This window comes from Arthrobacter sp. SPT-J7, from assembly GCF_059089965.1.
The window spans coordinates 502,865-529,594 of the sequence record NZ_JBNHFF010000001.1 but is presented as its reverse complement, the minus strand read 5'-3'; the positions used below and the strand labels follow the sequence as shown (position 1 = coordinate 529,594).

Sequence of the window (26,730 nt, the reverse complement as noted above, 5' to 3'; positions counted from 1 at the left end):
CCGTACGTTCCGGGGTTCGTGATTCAAGGTACCCCGGCCGCGCGGGATCGTGCCACAAGCCCCACCGCTGGCCGCTTCTGGGCTCCCCCATGCGCTCTAAGCGCGGCCGTGCGACGTGGTGCTCGCTGCGTCCAGAGTGCCTGCCGCCGCGGACCTAGGACTGGCGCTGCGGCATCCATTTCAAGCAGTACTGCAGGTTGGCTATCACCGTCTGCGCCGCGGCGTCGGCATCGCCCGCCGCGATGGCGTCCGCGAGGTCCTCATGGCCGGCGCGCAGGCAACCGTCGAAGCCGTCGCGCAAACGCTGGGCCATCTTCGCGCCGTGGAACACGTCGCCAAAACTGGAATACAGCTCATGCAGCAGCGGATTCCCGGACGCTGCAGCCACCGCTTGGTGGAAGTCCCAGTCAGCGGCGATCCAACCCTCCAGATCCTGCCCGGCCCAAGCCTCCCGGCGACGGGCAAGCATGTCGCGCAGCGCCGCGACGGCGCCGTCGTCCGCCGCCTCTTGCATCACCTGAGCAGCCAGCCGCGCGGCCTGGGTGTCCAGCGCGAAGCGCACCTGCAACACGTGCTCGTCGTCGTACTCGCGGTAGGCACGGCGGGCGGTGCCGCTGATCTCGCTGGTGGCGCGCACGTAAGTTCCGTCGCCGCGGCGGACCTCCAGCATCCCGGCGTGGGCCAGCGCCTTGACCGCTTCCCGCAGCGTGCCCCGGGAGACGCCCAATCTGGCCATCAGCTCCGGCTCCGGCGGGATCCGCCCGCCCATCGGCCAACGTCCCGCCACGATGGACTCGCGCAGCCGGGCGGTCACTTCTTCCGCCAGCGGCGGCCGGTGCAAGGGGCCTCGCCCCGGAGCTGCGGTCATTTCCGTCCCTCCCGCACCAGCGAACTGACGCCGTGCGCCAGCAGCAGCTGCAGCACCGCGCCGGCCACCAGCAGCACCAGCGGAACGGTCCAGTCGGCCAGCGCGTCATGCAGCAGGCCCAGCCCAAACGGTCCCAGCGCTGCGAACAAGTAGCCCACCGATTGGGCCAGCGTGGAGAGGGCGGTGGTCTCGACGGCGTCGGAACCGGTACGGCTGATCACCAGCATCAGCAGCGGGAAGACACCGAACCCCAGGCCGATCAGGGCAGCGGGGACCACGGCCAACTCGGCGGGCAGCACCAGCAGGGCGAGATAGCCGGCCAGTGAGGCCGCGCAGGTGAGCATGAAGGCCGGCCGCAGCAGTCCCGGCCGGGCTGCCATCGCCAGCAGCAGAACGACGGCGGGAATGGAGACCACCTGGACCAGCGCCAGCGTTTGGCCGGCGGCCGCCGGAGCCATTCCGCGCGAGATCAGGATGTACGGGAACCACCCCATCACGGTATAGACCAGCAGCGCCTGGATGGTGAACAGCCCGGTCAGCAGCAAACCCTTGCGCGTGCGCAGCAACGGCCACGGCGACAAGTGGCCGCGGGTCCCGGGAGCCAGCTGGCGCCGACCGGCCAGCGTCATCGGCATGAAGACCGCCAGCCCGACGACGGCGAGCAGCGACCAGGCGGCGAGGCCAAGCGACGGCGATTCCAGCTGCATGGCCAGCGGTACGCTGACCGCCGCGGCGATGGTTGCTCCGACGGACATGGAAATGGTGTAGGCACCGGTCATCGTCGACGGCCGGTGCGCGAAGTACTTGCGGATGAACGTCGGCATCGCAACGTTGCAGACCGCCAGCCCGGACATGGATACCACCGTGCCCGCGAGCAGGAAGCCGACGGACTCAATGCCGCGCAGCCCCAGTCCCGCGGCCAACAGCGCCAGTGCCAGCGCGATGGCTCGCTCCAGCCCCATTCGGCTGCTCAGCCAGGCGGTTGCGGCCCCGGCCAGCGCGAAGCACAGCACCGGGACCGTGGGCAGCAGCGCAGCGACCAGCGGCCCGTAGCCCAACAATTGCTGCAGATCGTGGAACAGCGCCGCCGCGCTGGCAATGCCCGCGCGCAGGTTCAGCCCGATGAGGACGACGGCCGCCACCGCGGCCGCGACCAGCCAGCGGCTGCGGGCGGCGGAAACAGGCTCCGGCGTTGGCTCCGGGTCCAACCCCGGCATGGGTGCTGGCTCCGGCAGCTGCATTTCCGGCACCAAGGCGTCTGCAAACTCCACCGCCGGAACGTCGTGGTCCTCGTCCTTCACGATTGCTGGCGTCTCTGCCTGGGTCCGGTCCAAAGTCATTCCTAAACATTAGACGTTTGATGTTTAGGGCGGCAATCCGGGCCGACGGAAGTACCCGTACTGGGGTCCAGACCTCCAATGCAGCCAGACCTCAACACAAAGCACGCGTTCTAAAACAACGTCGGCACTTAGGCAGCCCTGAAGCTGGTCCCAAGCACCGGCGTCGTTAGTGAGAAGGGTTCCCTCTTAGTTGGCGAAGACGTCCTGCAGTTGCCCCTGAGGGCTCCACAGGGCCACCGAGTCGCCGCCGTTGTTTAGCAAGGAGGCGGTGCCGCCGTTGTAGTAGGCGTCAGTACCGTTGGTGCCGGGACCGGTGTAAACGCGCAGTTCGGCGCCCGGTGCAAGGGTGTAGCCGTCGCCGATTTCGAGCACGTTATTGGCGGCGTCGCGGATGATGTAGCCGCTGACGTCCAGGGTGTGCCCGCTGGCGTTGCGCAGCACCACGTGCTCGCCGGTCTCGGGCTGCACATCGTTGCCAGCCGGATCATTGACCGCGCCGGCGATTTCCACGCCGGCGCCCGCCGGGAAGGGCTTCCGCCCGTCCAGGTAGCGGGCGGTCTGGATCGGGAAGTCACCGGTGACGGCGTCGACGCCCAGATTGATGGAATGCTGGACGGCTTCGGGCGAGTTGGCGGTGTAGACGCCGATAACCAGACCGGCGGCCCTGGTGTCGGCCACGTTCTGCGCCGTCAGGGTGCGGTAGTTGGTACCGACCGAATCGGCGAAGCTGGCCCACGATGCCAGCACGGCCGGGCCCGGCACAGTGCTGGCGAGCTGCTGCAGCGCGATCTCCGGCGCGATCTCGGCGAAGGTGCGGTTGGAGGCCTCATCGAAGCTGAGGACCTGGATCTTGTCCGCCGCGACGAGCTTTTTCCACTTGGCGTCGGTGCGCAGCTCGTCTGCGACAAGCCGTTCGATACCCGGGGAGTTCTTCGGCGACTTGATCTCGATGTACACGCCCGTGTTCACCGTGGCGACCTTCGCGGCGTCGTCCAGATGCGGGATGCGTTCGCCGTCAAACTCGGCACCGAAGTAGGATCCGGCGTCGAGCTGCTGCAGTTCGTCCCAGGTGAAGGACGTGATCGGGTCACCGGCACGGCCCGGGAAGACCTCCTCCACGTTGGTGGTCCGGGCGGGAGTGTCGTCGTGGAACAGGAACGGTACGCCGTCGGCGCTGAGCTGCACGTCGATTTCGAAGAAGTCGGCACCGGAGGCCCGGCCGTCCTTGAACGCAGCCACCGTGTTCTCCGGCGCCGTGCCGGCGGCACCGCGGTGGCCGATCAGCAACGGGGCTTCCTGCCCGGCCTTCTTGTTCTGCGTGTTGTTCTGCGCGTTGTTCTGTCCGGTGTCCTGTGCGCTGGCCGGAATGGCGGCGAGGGTGGCGCCGACGGCGACGGCCGCGACGGAGCAAGTGAATGTTCTGATCAAGCGAGATGCCACGGGAATGACGCCCTTCGTAGGTGGTGTTCGTGCGGTTCCCCCATTGCGTCGAGCTTCACAGCGGTTGCGAACCTGCTGACCAACTGGTTGTGAACATGGGGTGAAAGGAAAAATCACAGCCGAGGTCGAAAGGACGGTGACCTTCCCTGCGGGGTGCTGGCAGCGGGTCGGCGCTAGACTCGGAGGGGCATGAACACTTCAGCCAATACCCCCAGTTCGGTCCGCGTTGACGCGTGGCTGTGGGCCATCCGCGCCTACAAGACCCGATCCGCGGCCACCGCCGCCTGCCGTGCAGGACATGTCCGGTTGAACGGGAATCCGGTCAAGGCCTCCCAGTCCGTGGTGCCGGGCGACACCCTTCGCGTGCGGCAGCCCGGCTACGAGCGGATTCTGGAGGTGCGCCGGCTGATCGCCAAGCGCGTGGGTGCCGAGGCGGCCGCGCATTGCTTTACCGACCACACACCGCCGCGCCCGGTGGCTCCGGCTCTAGGCCTCCCGCAGCGCGACCGCGGCACCGGCCGGCCCACCAAGAAGGACCGGCGGGACATGGAGAAACTGCTCCGCGAACGCTAGGAGTTAAGCACCCGGGGTGGGAAGGCACCAGTCGGGGCGGCTTAGCAGTGACATTGCGCCTCGGATGCCTGGCAGCACGGCAGCACGGCAGACTAAGAGGACACGGTGTTGCAGGGAATCGGCGCTGCAGCGTGAAATCATGCGGGCATGACCGATAAAGCCGACGCGGCTGTGGCACTGAAGGCGAATCAGGGCCTGCCCCTGAGAAGACGCACCGCGGCATGAGGGCGAAGATCTGGGCGGTGCCGCTGCTGGCGGCCGGGATCCTGATTGGCGGCTGCGGATCCGGTGAGGAGGCGGCGCCGGCACCGTGCGGCGGCGTCGCCAGCATCGAGGACGGCGGCTTCTGGGACATCATCGAAAGGACGCACGCGGCCTCGGACGGAAACACCCAAAGGCACGCCGCGGCGCTGAAAGAATGCCTGTCGGAGCTTCCCGCCGCCGAAGTCGCCGCGTTCGATGCTGAGTTCGTCCGCCACAACCAGGAGCTCTATTCCTGGGAGCTGTGGGGCGCGGCCTTCGTGCTGCTGACTCTCTGCGGCGATGACTGCTTCACGGACTTCCGCAGCTGGGTCGTAGCCCAGGGCCGAGACTACTTCGAAGCGGTCCGGGATGACCCTTCGGCGCTGGCCGACGGGCGCCTGACCGATCAGGAAGAGGTCGCGCAGGCGGAACTGCTCTCCTACGTCGCCTCCGACACCTACACGGCCCTCACCGGCAGGGAGATCTGGGATGACTACCCCGACCACCCTGGCGTCTTCGACGTCGACGGACCGGCCGGCAAACGATGGGAGGAGCCTGACGTTGATGCCATGTTCCCCGAGCTAACGCCCCTGCCGCTGGAATGATGCCGCGGGTCTAAGCCCTCCGGGCAAACCGGTCCCGCGCGCCTGCAGCAGTACCCGGTCGTACTCCCGCTCGTCGAAGGCGAAGGTGACGGCGTGGGGATCAGGTTGGCATCCCGCTCGTGCAAGACATGCCAGCCGCTGTTCGGCCAGAAGACCATTCGCTTGGCTGCCCCAAAGATTGACACCTGCATAGACGCCCGGTGCAATGAGCGCATGGTGTCCGCGAAGGTCGAAACGGTCCTCCGGATTGTCGATGGGCTTTTCGTCATCGTGCTGGGGGTCCTGTCCGTTGTCCTTTTTTGGACAGGGCCGTTCGATTTCTGGTTGCGCCTCCTCGCATCCGCGTATGCTGTCCTCGTCGCGGGGTTGGGGTTGCTTGTTCTGTTCGGTCGGAGCGGCCGTGGCAGCAGCACGCTGAGGCTGACCCGCCGGCGGTGGAAGTATGTTTTCGTTTGTGTGTGCCTGACCGCCACGGTCGTCGTCGCAGTCGTCAGCTCTCCCGACTTTCTTCGAAATCCGGCATTTCCGCTCTTTCCATGCCTCATGGGCCTGTCCTTAACTCAGTTGTTCGAGCCTGAGGCGAGCCGAAATTTCAGGGCTTCCCAGCTCAGCAGCCGCGATGCCGGAAAGTGGAAACGGGTCATGATCGCTTCGGCGATAGCAGCGGCAATTCTCGGCCTGCAAGCTGTCATTTCCGCACTGTTGGGCGGTTTCTACGTGACGGTGGTTGCGGTTCCGCTTGCCGTTGTCTTTCTTGTTATGAGTGCAGCGATTTGGGTGATGCTGAAGGCGAGAACGAAGGAACTGGAGAATGAACCCTGACCGGAACCAGCCGCGTCATCCCCCCTCCGTCCTTGAACACTTCGTTTCGCCGGCCGGTCGATGGCAAGGGAGCCGGAGCGCTTCATTCCGCACCGCCCGGCCGTGTTGCGTTCCTACGCACCGCCGTGCGGGCATTTTCCCCTCATGCCGTCAGCGTAACCCGCTTCACATAACCGGCCGGACGGTACAAGATGGAGACCGGAGACGGCCGTGCGGCCGCCCCGCTGATACGTCATTATCCGAAGGAGACCAGGGCTGTGACCACCACTTCCCACGCCGCTTCATCCACCCAGCCGGGCTACCGGGTCCAAAACCCGTCCACCGGCGAGGTGGTCGAGGAGTTCCCCACTGCCACCGACGCCGAGGTCAAGGACGCCCTCGCCAAGTCGCAGGCTGCCTACGAATCCTGGAAAGAGGTGCCGATCGCGGACCGCGCCAAGGTGGTGTCCCGCCTGGCCGAGCTGTTCACCGAACGGGCGGACGAGCTGGCCGCGATCATCACCGAAGAGATGGGCAAGCCGCTCTCCGAGTCCAAGGGGGAGGCGGAGTTCTGCACGGACATCTTCAGCTACTTCGCCACCGAGGGACCGGAGTTGGCCGCTGACCGGGAGATCAAGCCCATCGGCGGCGGCCGCGCCATGATCCAGAAGCTGCCGGTCGGACCGCTGCTAGGCATCATGCCGTGGAACTACCCGTACTACCAGGTGGCCCGTTTCGCCGCGCCGAACCTGGTGCTGGGCAACACCATCATCCTCAAGCACGCCGAGACGTGCCCGCGCTCGGCGCTGGCCATCCAGCAGATTATGGACGACGCCGGCGTCCCCGAGGGCGTGTACATCAACCTCTTCGCCAGCCACGAACAGATCGCCGACATCATCGCCGACCCGCGCATCCAGGGCGTCTCGCTGACCGGCTCCGAGCGGGCCGGCGCGATTATCGGCGAGCTGGCCGGCAAGAACCTGAAGAAGGCCGTGCTGGAGCTGGGCGGCTCCGACCCCTACGTGGTGCTGGATACCGACGACGTGAAGGCCACGGCCGCCGAAGCCTGGGCCACCCGGATCGAGAACACCGGCCAGGCCTGCAACTCCAACAAGCGCATGATCGTCATGGAAGACATCTACGACGATTTCGTGGCCGAGCTGACCAACCTGGCCAAGGACCTCAAGCCCGGAAACCCGGCCGAAGAACTTGAGGGCACCTATGCCCCGCTCTCCTCCCGGGCCGCCGCCGAAGGACTGCACGAGCAGCTTATGGACGCGGTCAACAAGGGAGCAACCCTGCACGCCGGCGGTACCCTGCATGACGGCCCGGCTGCCTACCTGGCCCCGGCCGTACTCACCGGCGTCACCCCGGAGATGCGCGCCTACCGTGAAGAGCTCTTTGGACCGGTGGCAGTGGTCTACAAGGTCTCCAGCGACGAAGAGGCCCTGGAACTCGCGAATGACACCGACTACGGTCTCGGCGGTGCCGTGTTCTCCACTGATGAGGAGCGGGCCCGCAAGATTGCCCAGCAGCTGAACGTGGGCATGGCCAACGTCAACGGCGTCGGTGAAGCCGCGGACCTGCCCTTCGGCGGCGTGAAGCGCTCCGGCTTCGGCCGCGAACTCGGCCCGCTGGGCATGGACGAATTCGTCAACAAGCGCCTCTTCTACATCGGCGAGTAATCCCCGATCCGCATCAACTATCCAGCAGGCGGCCTTTCCATATATGGGAAGGCCGCCTGCTCATCTTTCCTCTAATAGCTTCTCGGGGGATCCGCGCTCGCAGCCGCTCTGCCGGCACCACCGTCTCGGTCACTACGTCCGTATCTGGTGACAGACCGTTCCGACAGGAGTAGATTCCAGCCAGAGACCGGTGCTCGTGCGGTATTTCTGCTGTACCGCCATCGGTTGGTTTCGAGGTATCCCATGGACCCCCAGCCCCAGCCAGACGCGCGCATGTTCCCAGCACGAGCCTCCCAAGCTCCGGCACCTAAGGCTCCGAACAACATTGCCGCCGGCTATCTTGCTTTAGCGGAAAAGATCAAACAATCGGGACTGCAGAAACGCCGCCGCTGGTACTACATCACCCTCTTCACGGTCCTGCTGGCCCTGCTTGCCGCGGCTTGGACTGGATTCTCCCTGCTCGGCGACAGCTGGCACCAACTGCTGATTGCGTCTGCGATGGGAGTGCTGTTCACCCAGTTCGCATTCCTTTCCCACGAGGCGGCGCATCATCAGGTGTTCAAGTCCAAGCGGGTCAATGATTGGGCGGCCCGGCTGGTCGGCACCAGCCTCGTGGGCATCAGCTACGCCATGTGGATGCGCAAGCACACAAGACACCATGGATTTCCAAACACAGTGGATAAGGACCCGGACATCAAGACCGGGTCCATCGCGTTCCATCCGGATGCTGCGGCGGAGCGGCGCGGGGCCATGGCCCGCGTTACGCGGCTCCAGGGATACCTGCTGTTCCCGCTGCTGCCGTTCCTGGGCTTCGCCCTCTATGTGGATTCCTTCAAGTACCTGATCCGGCAGGACAAGGTGGAGCACCGCTGGCTGGAGCTGAGCATCCTCACTGCCCGCGCCGCGGTGCTGCTCGCGGTTGTCTTCTGGTTGCTCCCGTTAGGGCAGGCGCTCGCGTTCATTGGCGTTCAGATGGCGGTTTTTGGCTTCTACATGGGCGCATCGTTTGCGCCGAACCACAAGGGCATGCCGATCTATCCCAAGTCCAGCCGCCCTGACTTCGTCACCCGTCAGGTGACAGCCTCCCGCAACATCCGCGGCGGCTGGATCATGGATTTGCTGATGGGCGGCCTGAACCGCCAGACCGAGCACCACCTGTTCCCTGACATGCCCCGTCCTTGCTTGAGCAAGGCGGCGCCGATGGTTCGCCAATACTGCCGCGAACATTCCATTCCGTACACGGAGACCAGCCTGCTGGCGTCCTATGCGGCCATAGTCCGCTATTTGGGCGCCGTCGGCGTAGCCGCTGCTGACCCGTTTCACTGTCCGGTGGCGGACATCTACCGCCGGGTCTGACACCTTCATACGGGCTGCGCAGGCGCAGTTCCCGCAATGCTCACCGGGATTCCTCCGACCCCTTAACCGCTTGCCTTGCCCGCGAGGGCATGGACACTGGCTGGGCCAGCACCCAGAATGGGCGCATGGACCTGCCGCTGATGCCGCCCGTACCGCCCATGCTCGCCAAGGGGGTGGCCAAAATCCCCGACAGTGGTATGAAGTACGAGCCGAAGTGGGATGGATTTCGCTCGATCATCTTCCGCGACGGCGACGCCGTGGAGATTGGCAGCCGGAACGAGAAGCCGATGACCCGCTACTTCCCCGAACTGGTGGAGGCTTTCCGCGCGCAGCTGCCGGAGCGCTGCGTGGTGGATGGGGAGATCATCCTGGTGGGCGAAGGCGGCGACAGGCTGGACTTCGAAGTGCTGCAGCAGCGCATCCACCCGGCGGCCAGCCGGGTCAAGCTGCTCTCGGTGCAGACACCGGCCCGGTTCGTAGCGTTCGACCTGCTGGCCCTCGGCGACGAAGACCTGACCTCCCGCCCCTTCGAGGAAAGGCGGGCCGCGCTGGAAAAGGCGCTCTCCGCCGTCGTCAATCCCATCCATTTGACCCGTACCACGGACGATCCGGCGGTGGCCGAGAAGTGGTTCCACGAGTTCGAGGGCGCCGGGCTGGACGGCGTGGTCGCCAAACCGCTGGACGGGACCTACCAGCCGGACAAGCGGACCATGTTCAAGATCAAGCACGAGCGCACGGCCGATTGCGTGCTCGCCGGCTACCGGGTGCACAAGAGCGGTCCGAACCGGGTGGGGTCGCTGCTGCTGGGTATCTACGACGACGGCGGAACGCTGGTCCATGTGGGCGTGGCCGGGGCGTTCAGCATGAAGCGCCGCGAGGAGCTGTTCGAGGAACTGCAGCCGCTGATCGCCGATTCAGGCGACCACCCGTGGAACCGGGAGCAGCACGAGGCCGGCGAGCGCACGCCGCTCACGTCCGAAGGCAGCCGGTGGAGCGGCGGCAAGGACCTCTCGTTCGTGCCGTTGCGGCCGGAACGGGTGCTGGAAGTTAAGTACGACCACATGGAGGGCGAGCGCTTCCGGCACACCGCGCAGTTTGTCCGCTGGCGGCCGGACCGCGACCCTGAATCGTGCACCTACGAGCAGCTGGACGAGCCGGTCTCCTACGACCTGAACGACGTGCTGCAGTAGTTGGCATTCAGCGCCAGCCGGCGGCCGGCGCCACGTGCTGCACGATGTTGCCCAGCAGCTTGGCGTTGTACTCCACGCCCAGGTAGTTCGGCACGGTCAGCAGCACCGTATCCGCGGCTTGCACGGCCTGGTCCGTAGCCAGGCGTGTGGCGATCCTGTCCGGTTCGCCAATGTAGCTCTTGCCGAACCGGGAGCGGGTGCCGTCCAGCATGCCCACCTGGTCATGCTGGTCCGCCTGGGCGCGCAGCCCAAAGTAACGCCGGTCTTCGTCGTCGACAAGAGGCATCACGCTGCGGCTGACCGACACCCGCGGCGCATGGCCGTGGCCGGCCTTGCGCCACGCTTCGCGGAACAGGTGGATCTGTTCGGCCTGGAGCTGGTCGAACGGCACACCGGTGTCTTCGATCAGCAGCGTCGAGCTCATCAGGTTCATACCCTGCTCGGCGGCCCACACAGCTGTGGCGCGGGATCCGGCACCCCACCAAATCCGCTCTGGCAGCCCGGGAGAAACCGGCTCCACGGGAAGCATTCCATCATGCCGGTTCTGCACGTGGTTGGGGTCCGCGGGAGCCATTCCGGCGCCGGTGATGGCGCGGCGGAACACGGTGGTGTGGCGGCGGGCCATATCCGCGTCGGTCTCGCCCTCGGCCGGCCGATACCCGAAGGCCGCCGCTCCGTTCAGCGCCGGCTCGGGCGACCCCCGACTGATGCCCAACTGCAAACGGCCTCCGCTGATCAGGTCAGTTGCCGCGGCCTCTTCGGCCATATACAGGGGGTTTTCATAACGCATGTCGATCACACCGGTGCCGATCTCGATCCGGCTGGTCCGCGCGGCGATGGCGGCCAGCAGCGGAAAGGGAGAGGACTGCTGCCGGGCAAAGTGGTGCACGCGGAAGTAGGCGCCGTCCACGCCGGCTTCTTCGGCGGCCACGGCCAGGTCGATGCTTTGCAACAGGCCCTCCGCTGCGGTGGGGACGGGCGAGCCGACGACCGGGCTCCAGTGGCCGAAGGACAGGAAACCGATTCGCTTCATGTCCGCCACAACCCCGCCGCCGGCGCCCCCATTCCCTAGCCGCCGTGCGGGACCACCACGGCCCGGCCTGAGATCTCGCCTGTCTGCAGCTTCCGTTAGGCCTCCAAGGCGTCGTCCATGCTGAAACTGGGAATGGACAACACTCCGATAACGAATGCCTCAATCGGAAGCTGCTTTTTCAGTAATACTGCTAGCTTCAGCAAATGAAGCAACGACTATTGTCGGCTCTTGCAACTGCGGGACTGCTGTCGACACCCCTGCTCACCGGATGCGGGGCGGAGAATGCTGCGGACAGTGGAAGCCTGTCACCGACTGGTTACCCAGGTAGTACTGCTACAGCGGTCGCAGATCCGGTCTCCGGTACTTTTTCGGGGACACAGACGATCGAGCTGGGCGCTCCGCCCGCGGAAGCCACCCACATGTATGTGGAACTGACTTGTCTCAGTGCCGGGACTCTCCTGTTTGAGGACGGATTTGAAGTAGCCTGTGGGGATCCGCAGGAGAGTACAACTCGAACCTTCTCGTCAGATGACTTGTCACTGGACCAAACCTCTTTCACGGTGACCAGCGATCCGGATGTCCGCTACATGGTGCGGGCCGTGTACGAGAACGGCGCATCTGTTCAATAGCCCTCCGTTCATCGCCACCTTGGGGAGACCGTAGCGTGGCCTCATGACTTCCAGCCTGCCGGCCGGTCTGTGGCCGCCTGTGGAGGTCGCCCTGGCTCATGCGGTGGAGAAGATCTCAGGCCCCGGGGCTCTACCCGGCGGAGCCTGGTAGAGGGAATGGCCAACAATCCATACGCTGGGAGCATGTCGGAGCAGCCGTCGAGGTCCAAGCCCGCCCCGCGGTTTCTTTTGCTGCTGGCCGTTGTGCAAACGTTCTTCGCCCTCTATGCGATCTTTGCTGCGCTCACCAATAGGTTTTCCGACACGTACTTCTGGCTGTTCTTGGGGACGGTCTTCCTTCTGGGCGGTGTGGCCCAGTTCATGACATGGCGAAAACTAAGACAATCTCCTGACCCCGACGCCCGCTAGCGGTGCCTTCCTCCCATTCATGCACAAATCTCACCTCGACTCAGACTAGTTTTCGTATAGTGGAAGCAAAACTGAAAGGCAGTGCCGTCGATGAGCGTCATTCTGAACGAAAGACACCGACGGTGGATCGCGGTTTTCGTTCTCGGCCTACTGCTTTACTTCCTCGTTATGGCCGCCCTATCATTCGTCGACGGAGATTGGCTGCTGGGCCTCGTTTTTCTCGTGCTCGCCGTAGTCCTGGTCGGTGCAGAATTGGCCAGGGTCCGAACCTCAAAGAAAGCCAGCCAACCGTGAACGGGGATAAGCCTCCCGGAATGGTTCCGGAGGCGTCAGGGGACGGCAGCGGCCGACCCAGCAACTGGGATATCCTCAGTTCCTTTGCCTACCCAGTCGGTGGAGCTGTCCTGATGGGAATCCTGTCGGACATATTCGGCTTCAGCACTGCACTGTGGATCATGCTCGGCTTGGCCGCCTGCATGGTTGCGGTGATAATCCCGATTCTTCTAAGGAGAAACCGGAAGTACATCCAGTCACGGGAGGGAAACGCCGATCACAGTTAGCGGCAACGCGGCGCGGGCGCCACGGAAGGCTGGGTAGATCCAGCGGAGCTGAACCGGACACACGATTGGACTCTGGTCACTTCAGGAGTCCGATGAATTCAGCCAGATCCTCGCCGCACTGACCGTAGTCGTAAGCTGTCGTTTCCATACGCGGCGAGCACTGGGCATTTATACGTGCGGGCATCTTCTCGGGTAGTTGAATAGAGATGACCTCTCCCCAGGTCCAGATGTTGGGCCGGATGTAGACGTTTATCGTTGAGTGCGCGGTTTGGACCCTGGTGTACTTCGCATGGCTCTCGGCAATCGTGGAGATCTTACGGCGCAGGGCATCGTGATCACCGTGCCAATCGAAAGAGCCAATTGCCGTTGCCCCTCTCACTGATACCCCGTTGCGGCGCGAGGTTTCGTTCGTTATGCGAGTCCGGCGGGCCAGAAACATCACCAATCCCACGCAGACGACCGCACCAGCGGCCAACAGAACCGGAACGTAAACCGGGATCCCCATGTGACATATCAAACTCGACGGGCTCGCATTGCGCCAGCGGAGTGGCCAAGGAGCAACCGCTATGCTCCGCCTCAAGACTCCGGTGGGAAACGGCTGAAAGTGAGCGGTCATGAAGCCTTAGGTTCATCCGCAAGTAAGGCGGGGCAGGATTTGGTTGTCCATCCAGATAGTTATGGCTACGGCCGCAACGATCACGGCCACTGTTCTCTTGCTGTCCAATCCAACCCACGAGTACGCCCTGATAGCTTGGGCGATGATCGTCCTCTGGCCCGTCCTTGTCGCAATCTTCATCAGAGAGTTGAAGAGGTTGCCGTACGTATACCGGTACGAGGATCCGGAGGAAGAACGGTAGACCCTCCTGATAAATCTACGCACTCCCAGCCCGTTCACCTGACCATGCACCGTATCTTGAGTACATGGATTCCAGCCTGCCGGTGGGCCTGCCGGTGGGCCTGCCAGCCGCCTGTGGCGGTCGCAGGCCCACGCCGTGGAGAAGATTCCAGGCCCCGGGGCTCTACCCGGCGGAGCCTGGTACGAGCCCAAGTGGGACGGGTACGGTGCGGTGAACATAGGCCGGGGCAGCCGCTGTCTTGACGGTTGGGCCGACACCCACAAAGTCGAAGGCGGCATCCACGCCGCGGCCACCTATCCGCTCCTCTCGGCCGGTTCTGGACTGCCCCCAACAGCCACCCTACGCACCGCGTGGGAATTAGTCAGCAAGCTGTCTTTTGTGTACCGTGGGGTTCATGAGGCCGTTGTGAACCCGCAATGGCGGGACCGGCCCGATTCCAAAGGAGGCACTATATGCAGACCGTGGAAGAAACCATTGATGTAGCCGTTCCGGTTCGTACCGCGTACGACCAGTGGACGCAGTTCGAGTCCTTTCCGAACTTCATGTCCGGGGTGGAGTCGGTGACCCAGCTGACCGACACCACCAACCATTGGAAGACCAAGGTTGGCGGCGTGGAGCGCGAGTTCGATACCGAGATCGTCGAGCAGCACCCGGACCAGCGGATCGCCTGGCGCAGCATCGACGGCAAGTCGCACGCGGGCGTTGTCACGTTCAGCCAGCTTGGTGCCGGCAGCACCAAGGTGTCCGTTCGCTTCGAATGGGACCCGGAAACCTTTGCCGAGAAGGCGGGTGCGGCCCTCAACCTCGACGACAAGCAGGTGAAGTCGGACATGAAGAAGTTCAAGGAGTTCATTGAGGCCCGCGGCACCGAAACCGGCGCCTGGCGCGGCGAAGTGAAGGACAGCGGCTCCACCGGCACCCAGCTGTAACCCCTCTCCCCCACATAACGACGACGGTGGGCCGGCTCTTGGGAGCCGGCCCACCGTTGTTGAATGGCACGAGTAGCTTCAACCTGCCGTGGCCGTGCCGGAACTCCTTCACGCCCTGGACAGCAGGAGAATCACACCCCGGACGCGCCCCACGACCACAGCGCCGGCTCCGGTCGTTGTCCGTCTTCGTCCGCACCGGACTGCAGGCCCTCCCCCAGCACCAGCGGCCGGGCAGTGCCGCTCAGGTCGTATCTCAAAACTTCACCCACGAGGAGAACGTGGTCACCGCCGTCGTACACATTCCACGGTGCGCACACGATCGTGGCGACATTGCCGCTCAAGAAGGGGACACCGCCGTCGTTCCGCCACTCCAGGCCGGACGTCGTCCCGGAGGCTATTCGGTGCGCGCTGTCCGCCTGATCTTGCGAGAGCACGTTGACCGCGAAAGCGGAATTGCCCAGCACGCGCCGCAGTCCGGGGCTGCGCCACAGAGTGACGTGGATCAGCGGCGGATCCTGTGACACCGGGCCGGCAGCACTGGCGCCGACGCCGCAGGGTACATCGTCTTCGCCGTTGACGGTCACGACTGTAGCGGCACCGCCCCAGCCGGCGAAGGCTTCCATCAGCTCCCGGGCGTCAGTGGCGGGCAGGGCAGAGTGCGGCGACATGGGTCCTCCTGGCCTGCTGGCTAGGACGCAGGGTCCAGGACGAAGTCGTAGGTGGTCTGCACGCCGGTGCCGGATTCGGCCGGCTTGATGTCCAGCATCAGTTCCGGCTTGACCGCGGTAGCGATGTCGTCCTCATTGTGCGGGTCGCCCGGGAAGTACAGCTGGGCGGTCAGCAGTTCGTGGCCAGGTGCGGAGACCTTCAGGTGCAGGTGCGCCGGGCGCCAGGCGTGCCAGCCCGCGGCTGCGATCAACTGGCCGCAGGCGCCGTCGGTGGGGATCTGGTACGGTGCCGGCTGCATGGTGTCGATGTGGAAGTTACCCTGCTCATCGGCAATGAAGGTTCCGCGCAGGTTCCACTCCGGAATGCCCGGAGCGAACTGGGAGTAGTAGCCTTCTTCGTCGGCGTGCCACAGCTCGATCTTCGCGTTGGGCAGCGGGGAGCCGTCCGTGGAGCGGACCTGGCCCTGGAAGAGCAGCGGGGTGCCCTTTTCATCCGGACGCATGCTGATCTTCGCCGGCGACTTCTGCTCCGGAGCGTCAGGGATGTAGTACGGCCCCTCGATGGAGCCCTTGTTGCCCTCGCGGTGGCTGGTGGCTACGTCCTCCACGGAGTGCTCGACCCAGACGTCCAGGAACAGCGGCCATTCGCCGTCCTCGCCGACCTTGATCAGCCATGCTTTGAAGGCGTTGTACTCGTCATACGTCACGCGCTCTTCGAGCACGATGTTGTTGACGGCATTGACCAGCTTGCTGGCCAGCAGGTTTACCCGCTCCTGGCTGGCGTGGACCGCGCCGGTTTTGCCCGACTGGCGGAAACGGTCGGTAGCGGCGTTTCCAGAGGCTGCGGCGCTGGCGGTTGATTCGATGGACATGGCGCTCCTTTGAGCAGTGGTGGATGAAGTGGGTCGTCGGCGCGAGAGCTGACGGTGATATGGCACTCAATCTAGGCCCGGGGCATCGTCAAGGGAAATACCTTTTGGACCGCCATTGGGACCGGTTTGATATGAATTTCCGGCGGTTACTTAATGGAGTTGGGGTGCTTGGCCAGCGGCGTGACCTTGATTTTCATGTAGGGGTACATCGGGAAGCCGCTGAGGATTTCGTGCAGCTCGTCATTGGAGGCGACGTCGAACAGCGAGTAGTTGGCGTACTCCCCGACGATGCGCCAGATGCCGGCGAACCGGCCGTCCCGCTGCAGGCCTTGCGAATACTCTTTCTCCAGTCCCTGCAGCCGGGTGACCTCCTCCGCGGACAGGTGCGCGGGGAACTGGACTTCCATTCGGGCGAGGAACAGCATGTGTGGATTCTCCTGGGTGTTGGTCAAGGGGTCAGGACAAGCGGTACTTGGCGAGTTTGCCCTCGTCGATGGCAGCGCCGACGCCGGGCACGTCGCGGACGGAAATGGTTCCGTTTTCAATCCGGATGGGCTCGGCCAGCAGGTCGTCGGCCATGTCCAGGAAGTTGGACAGCTCTCCGGCGCGCCGGCTGGTGGCCTCGTGCGCGGCACCGAAAGTGACCGTGGCCAAGGAACCGACTTGGGTGTCAATCTGGTTTCCCATGGTCACGTCCACGCCCAGCCCGGTGCACAGGCCCAGGATTTGCTGCGCCTCCGTGAACCCGCTGCGGGCGGTCTTGATGCAGATTGCATTACAGCCTCCGGACAGTAGTTCGCGGGAGACGTCCCCAGCTGTGGGGACGGATTCATCTCCCACCACCGGGATGGGAGACTTCTCCACCAGCCGGCGTCGACTCATGGCTTCCTTCGCGTCGCAGGGCTCCTCCAACAGGCTCAGGCCGAGGCCTTCGGTGCGGCGCAGGACTTCGAGGGCTTCATTCGCGGTCCAGCCGCGGTTGGCATCCAGATAGATGTCGACGTCCTCGCCCAGCCCTTCCCGGAGCACATGGCACGCCTCAATGTCCAAGGCCAGCGGCCGGCGTCCCACTTTCAGCTTGAACGTGGTAATCCCGTACTCCTCGCCGAACCGCAGGGCTTCGTCCAGCAGTTCGTGGGCGGGACGGAAGCCCAGCATGTGGCTGACCCGCATGTGATCCGTGTACCCACCGAGCAGCTTGTGCACCGGGGTCTCCGTGGCCTTGCCCAGCAGATCCCACAGAGCGATGTCCAGCGCCCCCTTGGCCACCTGGTTGTGGATGGTGCGGTTCAGCACTGCGTGGATTTTGCCGCGATCCAGTACGTCCAAGCCGGTCACCTGCGGGGCGAAGACCTGTTCCACGATCGTCACGATCGAGGCCTGGGTCTCGCCGTAGGTGTATGGGCGCGGCGGCGCATCCGCTACGCCCACGAGCCCGTTGTCCGCATGGACGCGCAGGAGAACGTGGTCCGCCGTCGTCACCTCGCCGCTGGCGAACTTCAGCGGATGCGTGTAAGGGATGGCGTAGGGGATGGCTTCAATCCGCTCAATCTTCACGTGCGGTTCCTTCCGGGACAGTGGATGTTTCGAACAGGTCTACAAAGTTCTTGATCAGTGGAGAATCGCCGCCACGCCGCCAAGCCAGCGCCAAATCCACCGCCGGGGCGTCGCGCAGCGGGCGCAGCACCGTGCCCTGCAGAGCAAACACCCGGCGCGTCATCGGCACGAGCGCCAACCCCATGCCCGACGCGACGAAGGCCAGCAGGGTGGATGTCTCGCTGGCTTCCTGCACAATCCGGGGCTGGAAGCCGACCTGGCGGCAGGCGTCCATGAAGATGCCGCACACCGCCGAGGTCCGCGGATAGGAAACGAACTTCTCCCCGGCCAGGTCGGCCAGCTTCAGCGAACCGTGTGACGCCAAGGGGTGGTCTTCCGGAAGCGCGACGACGAGTTCGTCCTGCTCCAGGAACTTCAGCTCAAGCTCTCCGGACCGCACCGGCGGACGCAGCACAGCGACGTCAATGCGGTTTTCCTCCAGAGCCTCTTCCAAGGCGGGAGTGAGCATTTCACCCAGCACATGGAGCTTCAATCCGGGCAGCCTCCTTCCCGCCGCTTCGACAATGCGCGGCATCAACCGGTAAGTGGCCGAACCAACCACGCCGACCCGCAGCACGCCGCTGGCTCCCTGGCCCACCAGCTTCACGTCCTGCCCCAGCTGGTCGATCTCGGCCAAGAGCCCGCGGGCCCGGGCCAGCAGCAGCTCCCCGGCCGGCGTCAACTCCACCTTGCGGGTGGTACGGACCAGCAGTTGCGTGCCTAGCTGTTCCTCGAGCTGCTTGATCTGGTGCGAGAGCGGCGGCTGGGCCATGTGCAGGCGAAGCGCGGCCCGGCCGAAGTGGCGCTCCTCGGCCACGGCCACGAAGTATCGCAGCTGGCGGGTCTCCATGCCGGTCTCCTGTCCGTTCCGGTCGCAGCCTAGTCGCTGGCTTCTGACCAACTTTAGGCCCGGGATTTAGGCAGGTGAAATACTCAGTTTCGCCTCACTGATAGCCGCTGTGTATCAATACTTCGCAGGACAGGGTAACTACCAGCCACATCCCCCGCGCTTTCGGCAACTTATGGGCAGGGGTGGACTATGACTCCGGAGGTATCAATGGTGCCTAAATAAGTACTTCTGTTGGCCAAGTCACGTGGCTAGGGTTATGTGGTCCCCGTCGCAACAACAAAGGACGACCCATGTCACAGGAAACCCAGAACCGCCCCGAGGCGGCCGAAGTGCGCCCCGGCGGCGACGCTGAACAGACCACAGCACCCGAGACCCGCACCAGCAGGAAGCTCGTGGCGCTGCTTGCCGGGCCATTGGCCGGGCTGGCCCTTTTCTTCATCCTGCCGGAGTCGCTGGCGTTCGAAGGCCGCGCCGTCGCGGGCTGCGCGCTGTGGATGGCTATCTGGTGGATGACCGAGGCCGCTCCTATCCCGGTGACTTCGCTGCTGCCGCTGGTCCTCTTCCCGCTGTTCGGGATGGACAGCATGGCCAATGTCGCCGCACCCTACGCCAACCCGGTGGTCTTCTTGGTGATGGGCGGAGTGATCCTGGGCTTGGCCACGGAGAAGAGCAACCTGCATCGGCGCATTGCGCTCCTGACCATCCGCGCCGTCGGAACCCGCCCCGCGCAGATCGTCCTTGGCCTGATGGTCGCCTCAGCCATGATCTCGGCCTGGGTGTCCAACACGGCCACGGCCGTGATCATGGTGCCGATCGGCGTTTCCATCCTGCAGTTGATCCGCAACATCGACCGTGATGCGGTGGATGCCAAGTTCGCCGCAGCCATGATGCTCGGCATCGCCTACGGCGTAACCATCGGCTCCATGGCCACTCTCATCGGCCAGCCGCCCATGGCACTGATGGCCGCCTACCTCGGTTCTGAACAGAACTACGAAATGCAGTTCGGCCAGTGGATGCTGGTCGGTGTGCCGTTCGCGGCAGTCATGCTGTTCGTCGCCTGGTTTGTGCTGACCAAACTCGTCTTCCGTACCCGGCTGGAGCAGATTCCCGGCGGGGCGCAGCTCATCCGCGACGAAATTGCGAAGCTCGGGGCCATGACAACCCCGGAGCGCCGCGTCGGCGCGATCTTCCTGGCCGCGATTTTCTGCTGGGTGGCAGTCCCTTTCATCGCGCAAATTCCCGCAGTAGCCGAGGCCCTGCCCTTCCTCGCCACCATTTCGGACACACAGGTGGCCATGGGCGCTGCCATTGCCTGCTTCCTGGTCCCGGCTAACAAGCGCTCGGCAGGCAAGGGATCGGCACCGCTGCTGCAGTGGTCCTCCGCCCGCGACATCCCGTGGGGTCTGCTCCTGCTGTTCGGCGGGGGCCTCTCGCTCTCTGCCATGTTCACCTCAACGGGCTTGTCAGAATGGATCGGCAACCAGGTCGGGGGCTTGAATGGCATGCCTCCAGTGGTCATCGTGCTGGTCGCCGCGGTGGTCGGCTTGGGTCTCACCGAGCTCACGAGCAACACGGCTACCGCGGCGGCATTCTTCCCGATCATGGGGGCGGTCGCCGTCGGGGTCGGCATCGATCCGCTCCTGATGACCATCGTCATGACCCTAGCGGTCTGCTCGGCCTACATGCTCCCTGTTGCCACGCCGTCGAACGCGGTGGCCTTCGGCTCCGGCGAGGTGTCCATCAAGCAGATGGTGCGGGCCGGCCTCTGGCTGAATGTTGTGTCCTTGGTGCTGATCGTGGTTGCGCTCTACACCCTGCTCCCGCTGGTCTTTGGCGTCAGCCTCTAGTCCTCCCGTCTCGGGAAGAACTTGCATAACGACGGCGGTGGGGTGGCTCTTGGAGCCGGCCCACCGTTGTTTGCAGCCGAGAAGAACACGATGCGCGAGGCGTTGGAGATCCTCGCGGAGCAGCTCGGCTGGCCCCTTCTACTGTTGCATCGCCCATGAGCATAGCGGCGTCCGGATGAAGCCGGGCGCCGCTCCCGTGCACTGGGTGTTCGGCTTATCAACCAAAGCCCATCGTCAGCGGCGTGAAACGGCTTCTCGATGTAAATCGGTCACACGGAACGCCGGACAAAAATTGTCGGGATTTTTTCGACCATTTTGGAAGAAACCGGTTTACTCTAGGCGGCAGGGGATTTACCGACCAGCCATGGGGGCAAATATGCGGGAAAAGCAGGAACGGCGCAACGACAATTCATCCGAAACGATGGAGCGGATGGGCCCTAAGCCCCTGCACGGGATGGGCAGAGACGTCGGCATGCCGAACCTGGCCGCCGCCCAGATACCCGGGCCGGGAACCGCACATGTTGTGGCGGGCGAGGACCGACGGCTGCCGGACGACGCAGCTGATCCGATGGAGCAAGCGGGCCATCTCGAACAGCCGCGCCGGAGCCGCAGTTGGATTCCGTGGAGCCGCGGAAACGGCCGCCACCGCTTGGCGTAAACAAACGGACCCCAACCGAACAGGCTGGACTCCAGCCAACGATGGGTCCCGCACACCACCGCCGAAGCTAAACCAGTGGTGGGTGCCGAAGCTCACGAGGGCGGTTCCGGCGCCGAGACCCCGTTCCTTTGGGTCACCTATGAGCTGCCGGCCGAGCCCGAGAAGAAGCGCGGCAAGTCGGCCGACGCTCTGGGCCACAACAAGGACATCATGCATGACCGCGGCTGCTCCCACCTGGCCCCGGGCCACAACAAGTCAGTCACGGCAGCGCGCCAACTGACAGGCAGTGCGAGTCACGCAGAAGCGCCGTCCTCCCACCGGAGGGCGGCGCTTCTGTCGCAGCCGTGTCGTTAGTTCGTTGGGCCCTGGCTGAAAGCCTCGAGGCGCGACTGCATCTCCCAGTAGGACGTGGCGGGCGGCACTTTCCCGCCGTCGCGCAGGACCGTGGCAACGTTGACCGCCGCATCCACGGCTGCACGGTAGGGCAGGGACCCCGAACTCACCCGCCGGATCCCCAGCTCCCCTAGCTCGGCAACCGTCAGCGAGGGATGTGCCAGCACGTTGACCGGCAATCCGATTCCGGCAGTGACGCGCCGGATGTCCTCTGCGTCGGCCAGTCCGGGGACAAAGATTCCGTCGGCCCCGGCGTCGGCGTAGGTGCGAGCCCGGAGCAGGACGGCATCCACGGTGGCCTGTTCGCCAAACCAAAAGTTATCCGCCCGCGCGTTGATTAACACGCCGGGGGTTCGTTCTTTGATGGCGGCGACCTTGCCGGCCAAGACCGTCGGCTCTACCAAATGCCCGGCTTTGCTGTCCTCGATGTTGATCCCGGCCACCCCATGGGCTACCAGATCGGCCACAAAGGCTGCGACCTCGTCGGGGTCGTCCGAGTAGCCGTCCTCGATGTCCGCGGTGATGTGGACCGGCAAGCGGACCAACTCAGCCACGAGTGCCGCCGTTGCCGACTTGCTGGCCCGGCCGCCGTCGGGCTGGCCAGCGCTGGCCGCGATGCCGAAACTGGTAGTGCCGACGGCGGGGAAACCTGCTGCCGCAAAGGCCAGGGCCGAGCCGACGTCCCATGCATTCGGCAACAGCAGCGGCGCACCCGTGTGGTGAAGTTCCAGAAAAGTGGCCATGTCAGTCCATCCAAAAGCGTTCCGTCAAAGCTGAAGTCCCGTCAGCCTACAAGCGTTGCCGGAGGGTGCAAGCTGCCAGCAAGGAACAAGGAACCTAGGCAGTACCACTAGGACAGCACGTCTTTGGTGCTGAAACGGCTGTAGGCGAGGGCGCAGGAGACGGCGATGTAGCCACCCTGCAGGATGGCGTTGGCGCCGAAGGTATCCCAGGAGATGGGCTGGCGGAGCAGGTCGGCGAAGTCGAGCCAGTGGTAGGTGAAGAGCCAGGGGTGCAGCCAGTCGAGCTGCGGCAGGGCGCCGATGATTTGGGTGACGACGGCGAGCACCGCCGTCGTTGCCATCGCCCCAACGGGGACTTCGGTGAGGGTGGAGATCAAGAGTCCGATGGCGGCCAGACCAGCCAGCGACAGGGCAACGTAGGAGGCCACCAAAAGCAGCCGCACCAGCGATTCGCCGACGCCGATGGTGTCGCCGGAGAGCAGGGTGACCGGCCCGGCGCCGAAGAGGAGCGTGCCGATCACCGCGCCGGCCACCACGATGGCGAGCGCAGCGGCGATGCAGAAGACGACGGCTGCGCCGTACTTGACCGCCAGCAGCCGCAGCCGCCCGGCCGGGGCGGTGAGCAGGTAGCGGAGGGTGCCGTGGCCGGCCTCGCCGGCGATGGTGTCGCCGGCGACCACGCTGATGGTCAGCGGCAGGAACAACGGGATGGAGACCACCAGGCCGGTCAGCGCGACGAACAGGCCGTTCTGCGTGATTTGGTTCAGGAATGGCGGGCCGCCGCCGGGCCCACCTTCGTCGGCTGCCAGCCGGACGGCCACGGCGATGAGCACCGGCACGGCGGCCAGGGCCAGCAGCATGGCCCAGGTTCGAAGCCGGCGGAACAGCACGCTGAGTTCGGAGCCGAAGAGCGCCCAACCGGCGGACGGCCGGCGGCTCTCCTGCGGAGCCGGGGCTAGTCGATCGGCAGGTCCGGCCCCAAGGCGGTTCACGGGCTCGGGGTTATGGGAATCAGTGCTTTCAGCCGACGCGGGGACAGGGTGATCGGCCGCGGCGGGGACAGATTGCGCGTCACTGGACAACGTCGAACCCCTCCCCCGTCAGCTCTACATACCGGTCCTCCAGGCTGCCGGCCTCCACCACGAACCCGCGGAGCCGCACGCCGTCCGCCACCAGCGCGGCCGCGATGTCCTCGGGCAGCAGCTCGGGGCGGTTCATCGGAGTGCTGACCTGGCCGTCCAAGGCAGCCGCCGGGCCGTCCGGTTCCAACCCAAGCCGGCGCAGTACGCCCCGGGCGGCTTCGGCATCGGGGGTTTGGATGCTCAGGTGGGTCAGGCCCACGCGGCGCAGTTCGTCCAAGGTCCCCTGAGCCACCAGCCTGCCGGCGCGCATGACGGCGGCGTGGCTGCAGATCTGTTCCACTTCGGAAAGCAGGTGGCTCGAGACGAACACGGTGGTTCCCTCGCCGGCCAGTGAGCGGACCAGGCTGCGCACCTCGCGGGTACCCTGCGGATCCAGCCCGTTGGTCGGTTCGTCCAGCACCAGCAGTTGGCGCGGCATCAGCAGCGCGTTCGCGATGCCCAGCCGCTGCTTCATGCCCAGCGAATACGCCCGCACCTTCTTGTTCGCCGCGTGGGTCAGCCCGACGCGTTCCAGTGCCTCGCCAATCCGGCGGCGGCGGGTTGCAGCCGGGGCGTGCCGGTCGGCGGTATCCAAGCGGTGCAGGTTCGCGGCGCCGGAGAGGAACGGGTAGAAGGCCGGGCCCTCGATCAGTGCCCCGACCTGCGGCAGCACGCTCCGTAACGCCCCGGGCATGTGCCGGCCGAAGATCCGGACGCTCCCGCTGGTGGCACCGGCCAGCCCGAGCATCACCCGGATGGTGGTGGTTTTCCCGGAGCCGTTCGGCCCCAGGAAGCCGAAAACCGAGCCGTGCGGCACCGCCAAATCAAGCGAGTCAACGGCGGTCTGCCGGCCGAAGCGTTTGGTCAGTCCGGAGGTTTCGATGGCCAGCGCGGCGGAGGTGCCGCTGCCGCTCACCGGCCCTCCGCGGCTGCCTGCAACTGCTCCAGCGGGACGGAGCCGGCGAACACGCGGCCGTCTTTGGTCAGATACACGTTGACCAGCGCGGTGGAAATCACCCGCCCGCCGGCCACAGGCTTGCTGGCCTGGGCCAGCAGCGGAGAATCCGCCCAGCCGTCCGGCAGAGCCGCAGCGGGGACTTCCGTGATGGTCTCCCAGCCGGTGCCGTGTTTGGTGACCTGATCCCGTGGGCCCGCCCCGCCGTCGTTGTTGCCTTGATGCTGCGGCATCTCCGAGCCGGGTCGGTGCTGCGGCACGGCATGCTCGGTCACGGTGGCGCCGGCGGGCGGGGTGAACTCGAACAGCTTGGCGTCCGGTGCCGCCAAGCTCAGCTTGGTATAGGCCACCTGGAATGCCGGTTCCTGTTGGCCGCGCGCCTTGACCTGTACGTCCAGCGGCAGGCCCGTCTCGGCATCAATGGCCAGCACCATGGAACCCACCAGCGTTTCGGTGCTGTTCGGCACCACCACCAACTGGTACGCGCTGCGGCCGGCGACTGAGGTGTCGTCCCCGACGGATATCTTGGACTCCGGCCCGATGCCCTCCAACAGGTAGTCGGCGAGCTGCTCCGGGGTGTACGCCTCGGCCTGTGGAGCAGCACTCTCGTCAGACTCGTTCCCACCGCCGGTCTTGGCAGGCAGGATCAGGTGGACGGCCTCATTCTCCTTGGAGTTGTAGACCCAGCCCTCGAGGCCGTTGCGGATCAGGTCCCGCTCGGCAAATCGGTCGAAAACCTGCAGCCGGGCCCGGTCCGGGCCGCCGCGGTAGACGCGGGCGGTGTGGGAGCCGGTGAGCAATTCCAGCGCCGTGGCCAGCTGCCCGCCCTGCTCCGCTGGCAGATCCTTCGGCAACTCCGGAAGCCCCAGCGCGGATTCCTGCTCCACGGTTCCGGACAGCTCATGGACGTCGCTGCCGGCCATCATTTCCAGCAGTTGCTGCGGGGTCTTGTCCGGCAAATCGCCCGCGGCATTGGCCTGTAGCGACCCTGTGAGCACACCGCCGGCAATGACAGCAGGTACGACGGCGGCGGGCAGCCACCGCTTCCATGTCCGGGCCATGGCACATCACCTTCCGATGTTGAAGGGCTTCGTCCCAGAGTACGCCCGCGGGACGCCGCGGTCACTGGTGAAAAAGCTGAACCGTGGGCGTGCGCTCAACGGACTTGGCACGGCGGCCAACATCGTGATGCGCACGTGCTTGTACCCGCATGGGACCCGTGTTGTAGTTGACGCACGCAATCACATACGGATGCTCCACGGTCCGGCGGCGAACCTGCCGATGCTGCGGACATCTTGAAGCCGGCCCGCACCCAGGCCGGCAGCCGGAGGGGTGAGTGACGATGGTTGTGCAGCGCTTGTTGCCAACGGAGGAAGCGCAGGACCTGCTCGAGTTGGTGCGCGACATCGCCGCCAGCGAATTGCTGCCGCAGGCGTCAGCCGCCGAAGAAGCCGAACGGTTCCCCCGCGAAGTCTTCCGGACGTTGGGCGAAGCCGGGCTGCTCAGCCTGCCGTACCCCGAAGAGTTCGGCGGAGGCAGCCAGCCGGCCGAGGTTTATCTGCAGGTTCTCGAGGAACTCGGCGCGGCCTGGAGCAGTGTGGCCGTCGGCGTCAGCGTACACGCCCTCTCCTGCTTCCCGCTGGTGCACTTCGGCAGCGATAGGCAGCGCAAAACCTGGCTGCCGGAGATGCTCTCGGGCGACACCCTGGGCGCCTACTGCCTCTCCGAAGCGCACGCCGGCTCCGACCCGGCGGCGATGCGGACCCGCGCCGTGCGGCACGGCGACGGTTATCTGATCAGGGGCGCGAAGGCCTGGACCACGCATGCCGGCCAGGCCGACTTCTATACGGTCATGGCCAAGACCTCCGACGATCCGCGGCGCGGGGTCTCCTGCTTCCTGGTGCCGGCCGACGCCGCAGGACTGACTGCCGCACCGCCGGAACACAAGATGGGACTGACCGGTTCCACCACCGCCACGATGCATTTCGACGACGTGCAGGTGGCCGCCGACCGGATGATCGGCGAGGAGGGCCAGGGACTGGCCATTGCTTTTGCAGCACTCGATTCCGGCCGGCTGGGCATTGCCGCGGTGGCCACCGGGCTGGCGCAGGCCGCGCTGGATCTGGCGGCGTCCTATGCCAACGAGCGGGAAGCGTTCGGCAAGCGGCTGATCGAGCACGAGGGGCTGGCCTTCCTGCTTGCCGACATGGCCGTGGAAACGGAGACGGCGCGTGCCATGTACCTCTCCGCCGCCCGGTTGAAGGACGCCGGCCTGGCGTACGGCCGGGAGGCCTCGATCGCCAAGCTGGTGGCCACCGACAACGCCATGAGCGTGACCACCAACGCCGTGCAGGTGCTGGGCGGGGCCGGCTACACCCGGGACTTCCCGGCCGAGCGGTACATGCGCGAGGCGAAGGTGATGCAGATCTTCGAAGGCACCAACCAGATCCAGCGGCTGCTGATCTCTCGCCAGCTCATGCGGTAACCCGCGGCCTTCCTTCCCGTGTGCC

28 protein-coding genes are annotated in these 26,730 nt (G+C 65.3%); 14 read left to right on the top strand and 14 right to left on the bottom strand.

What is annotated here, in order from left to right; all coding sequences use genetic code 11:
* Window positions 1-154: 154 nt before the first annotated feature.
* From AC5RWX_RS02450 to AC5RWX_RS02440, 3 genes are all read right to left on the bottom strand, one after another.
* Window positions 155-868 (bottom strand): FadR/GntR family transcriptional regulator, encoded by a 714-nt coding sequence (locus AC5RWX_RS02450; protein ID WP_493945010.1) that lies wholly within the window; start codon window positions 866-868, stop codon window positions 155-157.
* Window positions 865-2,109, bottom strand: a complete 1,245-nt coding sequence (locus AC5RWX_RS02445) for an MFS transporter (protein ID WP_493945029.1) — start codon at window positions 2,107-2,109, stop codon at window positions 865-867. The genes AC5RWX_RS02450 and AC5RWX_RS02445 overlap by 4 nt, the downstream gene beginning before the upstream one ends.
* A 285-nt stretch (window positions 2,110-2,394) precedes the next feature.
* Window positions 2,395-3,636: a glycerophosphodiester phosphodiesterase family protein gene (locus AC5RWX_RS02440; RefSeq protein WP_493945011.1), complete on the bottom strand. Its 1,242-nt coding sequence runs from the start codon at window positions 3,634-3,636 to the stop codon at window positions 2,395-2,397.
* A gap of 201 nt (window positions 3,637-3,837) precedes the next feature.
* Here AC5RWX_RS02440 and AC5RWX_RS02435 point away from each other — a divergent pair, with 201 nt between their 5' ends.
* The 6 genes from AC5RWX_RS02435 to AC5RWX_RS02410 all read left to right on the top strand — a co-directional run bounded on the left by AC5RWX_RS02435 (window position 3,838) and on the right by AC5RWX_RS02410 (window position 10,101).
* Window positions 3,838-4,221: an RNA-binding S4 domain-containing protein gene (locus AC5RWX_RS02435; RefSeq protein ID WP_493941318.1), complete on the top strand. Its 384-nt coding sequence runs from the start codon at window positions 3,838-3,840 to the stop codon at window positions 4,219-4,221.
* A 221-nt stretch (window positions 4,222-4,442) separates the two neighbouring features.
* Entirely contained in the window at window positions 4,443-5,069 is a 627-nt protein-coding gene (locus AC5RWX_RS02430) for a DUF4240 domain-containing protein (RefSeq protein WP_493941317.1), read from the top strand.
* Between the two features lie 93 nt (window positions 5,070-5,162).
* Window positions 5,163-5,891, top strand: coding sequence for a hypothetical protein (locus tag AC5RWX_RS02425; RefSeq protein ID WP_493941316.1), 729 nt, complete (start codon window positions 5,163-5,165; stop codon window positions 5,889-5,891).
* A gap of 257 nt (window positions 5,892-6,148) precedes the next feature.
* Window positions 6,149-7,555: an NAD-dependent succinate-semialdehyde dehydrogenase gene (locus tag AC5RWX_RS02420; protein ID WP_493941315.1), complete on the top strand. Its 1,407-nt coding sequence runs from the start codon at window positions 6,149-6,151 to the stop codon at window positions 7,553-7,555.
* Between the two features lie 273 nt (window positions 7,556-7,828).
* Window positions 7,829-8,911 (top strand): fatty acid desaturase family protein, encoded by a 1,083-nt coding sequence (locus tag AC5RWX_RS02415; protein WP_494096950.1) that lies wholly within the window; start codon window positions 7,829-7,831, stop codon window positions 8,909-8,911.
* Between the two features lie 125 nt (window positions 8,912-9,036).
* Window positions 9,037-10,101 carry an ATP-dependent DNA ligase gene (locus AC5RWX_RS02410; RefSeq protein ID WP_493941313.1) on the top strand — a complete coding sequence of 355 codons (1,065 nt, stop codon included), beginning with the start codon at window positions 9,037-9,039 and terminating at the stop codon, window positions 10,099-10,101.
* Window positions 10,102-10,108: 7 nt separating this feature from the next.
* On the opposite strand, the gene AC5RWX_RS02405 is transcribed toward AC5RWX_RS02410, so the two are convergent.
* Window positions 10,109-11,134 (bottom strand): LLM class flavin-dependent oxidoreductase, encoded by a 1,026-nt coding sequence (locus AC5RWX_RS02405; protein WP_493941312.1) that lies wholly within the window; start codon window positions 11,132-11,134, stop codon window positions 10,109-10,111.
* 812 nt (window positions 11,135-11,946) lie between these two features.
* Here AC5RWX_RS02405 and AC5RWX_RS02400 point away from each other — a divergent pair.
* Together AC5RWX_RS02400 and AC5RWX_RS02395 are read left to right on the top strand one after the other, a co-directional pair.
* Window positions 11,947-12,171 (top strand): hypothetical protein, encoded by a 225-nt coding sequence (locus AC5RWX_RS02400; protein ID WP_493941311.1) that lies wholly within the window; start codon window positions 11,947-11,949, stop codon window positions 12,169-12,171.
* A 290-nt stretch (window positions 12,172-12,461) separates the two neighbouring features.
* Window positions 12,462-12,731: a hypothetical protein gene (locus tag AC5RWX_RS02395; protein WP_493941309.1), complete on the top strand. Its 270-nt coding sequence runs from the start codon at window positions 12,462-12,464 to the stop codon at window positions 12,729-12,731.
* Window positions 12,732-12,807: 76 nt separating this feature from the next.
* Here AC5RWX_RS02395 and AC5RWX_RS02390 read toward each other — a convergent pair whose 3' ends face one another.
* Window positions 12,808-13,236, bottom strand: a complete 429-nt coding sequence (locus AC5RWX_RS02390; RefSeq protein ID WP_493941308.1) for a hypothetical protein — start codon at window positions 13,234-13,236, stop codon at window positions 12,808-12,810.
* A 154-nt stretch (window positions 13,237-13,390) separates the two neighbouring features.
* Here AC5RWX_RS02390 and AC5RWX_RS02385 point away from each other — a divergent pair, with 154 nt between their 5' ends.
* Both AC5RWX_RS02385 and AC5RWX_RS02380 read left to right on the top strand, forming a co-directional pair.
* Complete coding sequence (locus AC5RWX_RS02385) at window positions 13,391-13,588, top strand: hypothetical protein (protein WP_493941307.1); 198 nt, start codon at window positions 13,391-13,393, stop codon at window positions 13,586-13,588.
* A 452-nt stretch (window positions 13,589-14,040) separates the two neighbouring features.
* Complete coding sequence (locus AC5RWX_RS02380) at window positions 14,041-14,517, top strand: SRPBCC family protein (protein WP_493941306.1); 477 nt, start codon at window positions 14,041-14,043, stop codon at window positions 14,515-14,517.
* A 131-nt stretch (window positions 14,518-14,648) separates the two neighbouring features.
* On the opposite strand, the gene AC5RWX_RS02375 is transcribed toward AC5RWX_RS02380, so the two are convergent.
* The 5 genes from AC5RWX_RS02375 to AC5RWX_RS02355 all read right to left on the bottom strand — a co-directional run bounded on the left by AC5RWX_RS02375 (window position 14,649) and on the right by AC5RWX_RS02355 (window position 18,503).
* Window positions 14,649-15,185: a flavin reductase family protein gene (locus AC5RWX_RS02375; RefSeq protein WP_493941305.1), complete on the bottom strand. Its 537-nt coding sequence runs from the start codon at window positions 15,183-15,185 to the stop codon at window positions 14,649-14,651.
* Between the two features lie 20 nt (window positions 15,186-15,205).
* Window positions 15,206-16,057 (bottom strand): catechol 1,2-dioxygenase, encoded by an 852-nt coding sequence (gene catA, locus AC5RWX_RS02370; protein ID WP_493941304.1) that lies wholly within the window; start codon window positions 16,055-16,057, stop codon window positions 15,206-15,208.
* A 146-nt stretch (window positions 16,058-16,203) separates the two neighbouring features.
* Entirely contained in the window at window positions 16,204-16,482 is a 279-nt protein-coding gene (gene catC / locus AC5RWX_RS02365; protein ID WP_493941321.1) for a muconolactone Delta-isomerase, read from the bottom strand.
* Window positions 16,483-16,513: 31 nt separating this feature from the next.
* Window positions 16,514-17,614: an enolase C-terminal domain-like protein gene (locus AC5RWX_RS02360; RefSeq protein ID WP_493941303.1), complete on the bottom strand. Its 1,101-nt coding sequence runs from the start codon at window positions 17,612-17,614 to the stop codon at window positions 16,514-16,516.
* Window positions 17,604-18,503: a LysR family transcriptional regulator gene (locus AC5RWX_RS02355; protein WP_493941302.1), complete on the bottom strand. Its 900-nt coding sequence runs from the start codon at window positions 18,501-18,503 to the stop codon at window positions 17,604-17,606. The genes AC5RWX_RS02360 and AC5RWX_RS02355 overlap by 11 nt, the downstream gene beginning before the upstream one ends.
* Window positions 18,504-18,793: 290 nt before the next feature.
* Between AC5RWX_RS02355 and AC5RWX_RS02350 the strand changes: the two genes are divergently transcribed.
* From AC5RWX_RS02350 to AC5RWX_RS02340, 3 genes are all read left to right on the top strand, one after another.
* The gene (locus tag AC5RWX_RS02350; protein ID WP_493941301.1) at window positions 18,794-20,350 is read left to right on the top strand and encodes an SLC13 family permease; all 1,557 of its coding nucleotides are present in this window, start codon (window positions 18,794-18,796) and stop codon (window positions 20,348-20,350) included.
* A 376-nt stretch (window positions 20,351-20,726) separates the two neighbouring features.
* On the top strand, window positions 20,727-21,008 hold the full coding sequence (locus tag AC5RWX_RS02345; protein ID WP_493945013.1) for a hypothetical protein: 282 nt from the start codon (window positions 20,727-20,729) through the stop codon (window positions 21,006-21,008).
* Window positions 21,009-21,086: 78 nt separating this feature from the next.
* Window positions 21,087-21,362, top strand: coding sequence for a hypothetical protein (locus AC5RWX_RS02340; RefSeq protein WP_493956639.1), 276 nt, complete (start codon window positions 21,087-21,089; stop codon window positions 21,360-21,362).
* Here AC5RWX_RS02340 and AC5RWX_RS02335 read toward each other — a convergent pair.
* From AC5RWX_RS02335 to AC5RWX_RS02320, 4 genes are all read right to left on the bottom strand, one after another.
* Complete coding sequence (locus tag AC5RWX_RS02335) at window positions 21,359-22,144, bottom strand: isocitrate lyase/PEP mutase family protein (RefSeq protein WP_493941298.1); 786 nt, start codon at window positions 22,142-22,144, stop codon at window positions 21,359-21,361. The two genes, AC5RWX_RS02340 and AC5RWX_RS02335, sit on opposite strands and share 4 nt — an antisense overlap.
* Before the next feature lie 107 nt (window positions 22,145-22,251).
* Window positions 22,252-23,136 (bottom strand): ABC transporter permease, encoded by an 885-nt coding sequence (locus AC5RWX_RS02330; RefSeq protein WP_493945014.1) that lies wholly within the window; start codon window positions 23,134-23,136, stop codon window positions 22,252-22,254.
* A gap of 79 nt (window positions 23,137-23,215) precedes the next feature.
* Window positions 23,216-24,181 (bottom strand): ABC transporter ATP-binding protein, encoded by a 966-nt coding sequence (locus AC5RWX_RS02325; protein WP_493945015.1) that lies wholly within the window; start codon window positions 24,179-24,181, stop codon window positions 23,216-23,218.
* Window positions 24,178-25,281 carry a LolA family protein gene (locus AC5RWX_RS02320; protein ID WP_493945016.1) on the bottom strand — a complete coding sequence of 368 codons (1,104 nt, stop codon included), beginning with the start codon at window positions 25,279-25,281 and terminating at the stop codon, window positions 24,178-24,180. The genes AC5RWX_RS02325 and AC5RWX_RS02320 overlap by 4 nt, the downstream gene beginning before the upstream one ends.
* A 281-nt stretch (window positions 25,282-25,562) precedes the next feature.
* Between AC5RWX_RS02320 and AC5RWX_RS02315 the strand changes: the two genes are divergently transcribed.
* Window positions 25,563-26,705 (top strand): acyl-CoA dehydrogenase family protein, encoded by a 1,143-nt coding sequence (locus AC5RWX_RS02315; protein WP_493941320.1) that lies wholly within the window; start codon window positions 25,563-25,565, stop codon window positions 26,703-26,705.
* Window positions 26,706-26,730 lie beyond the last annotated feature (25 nt).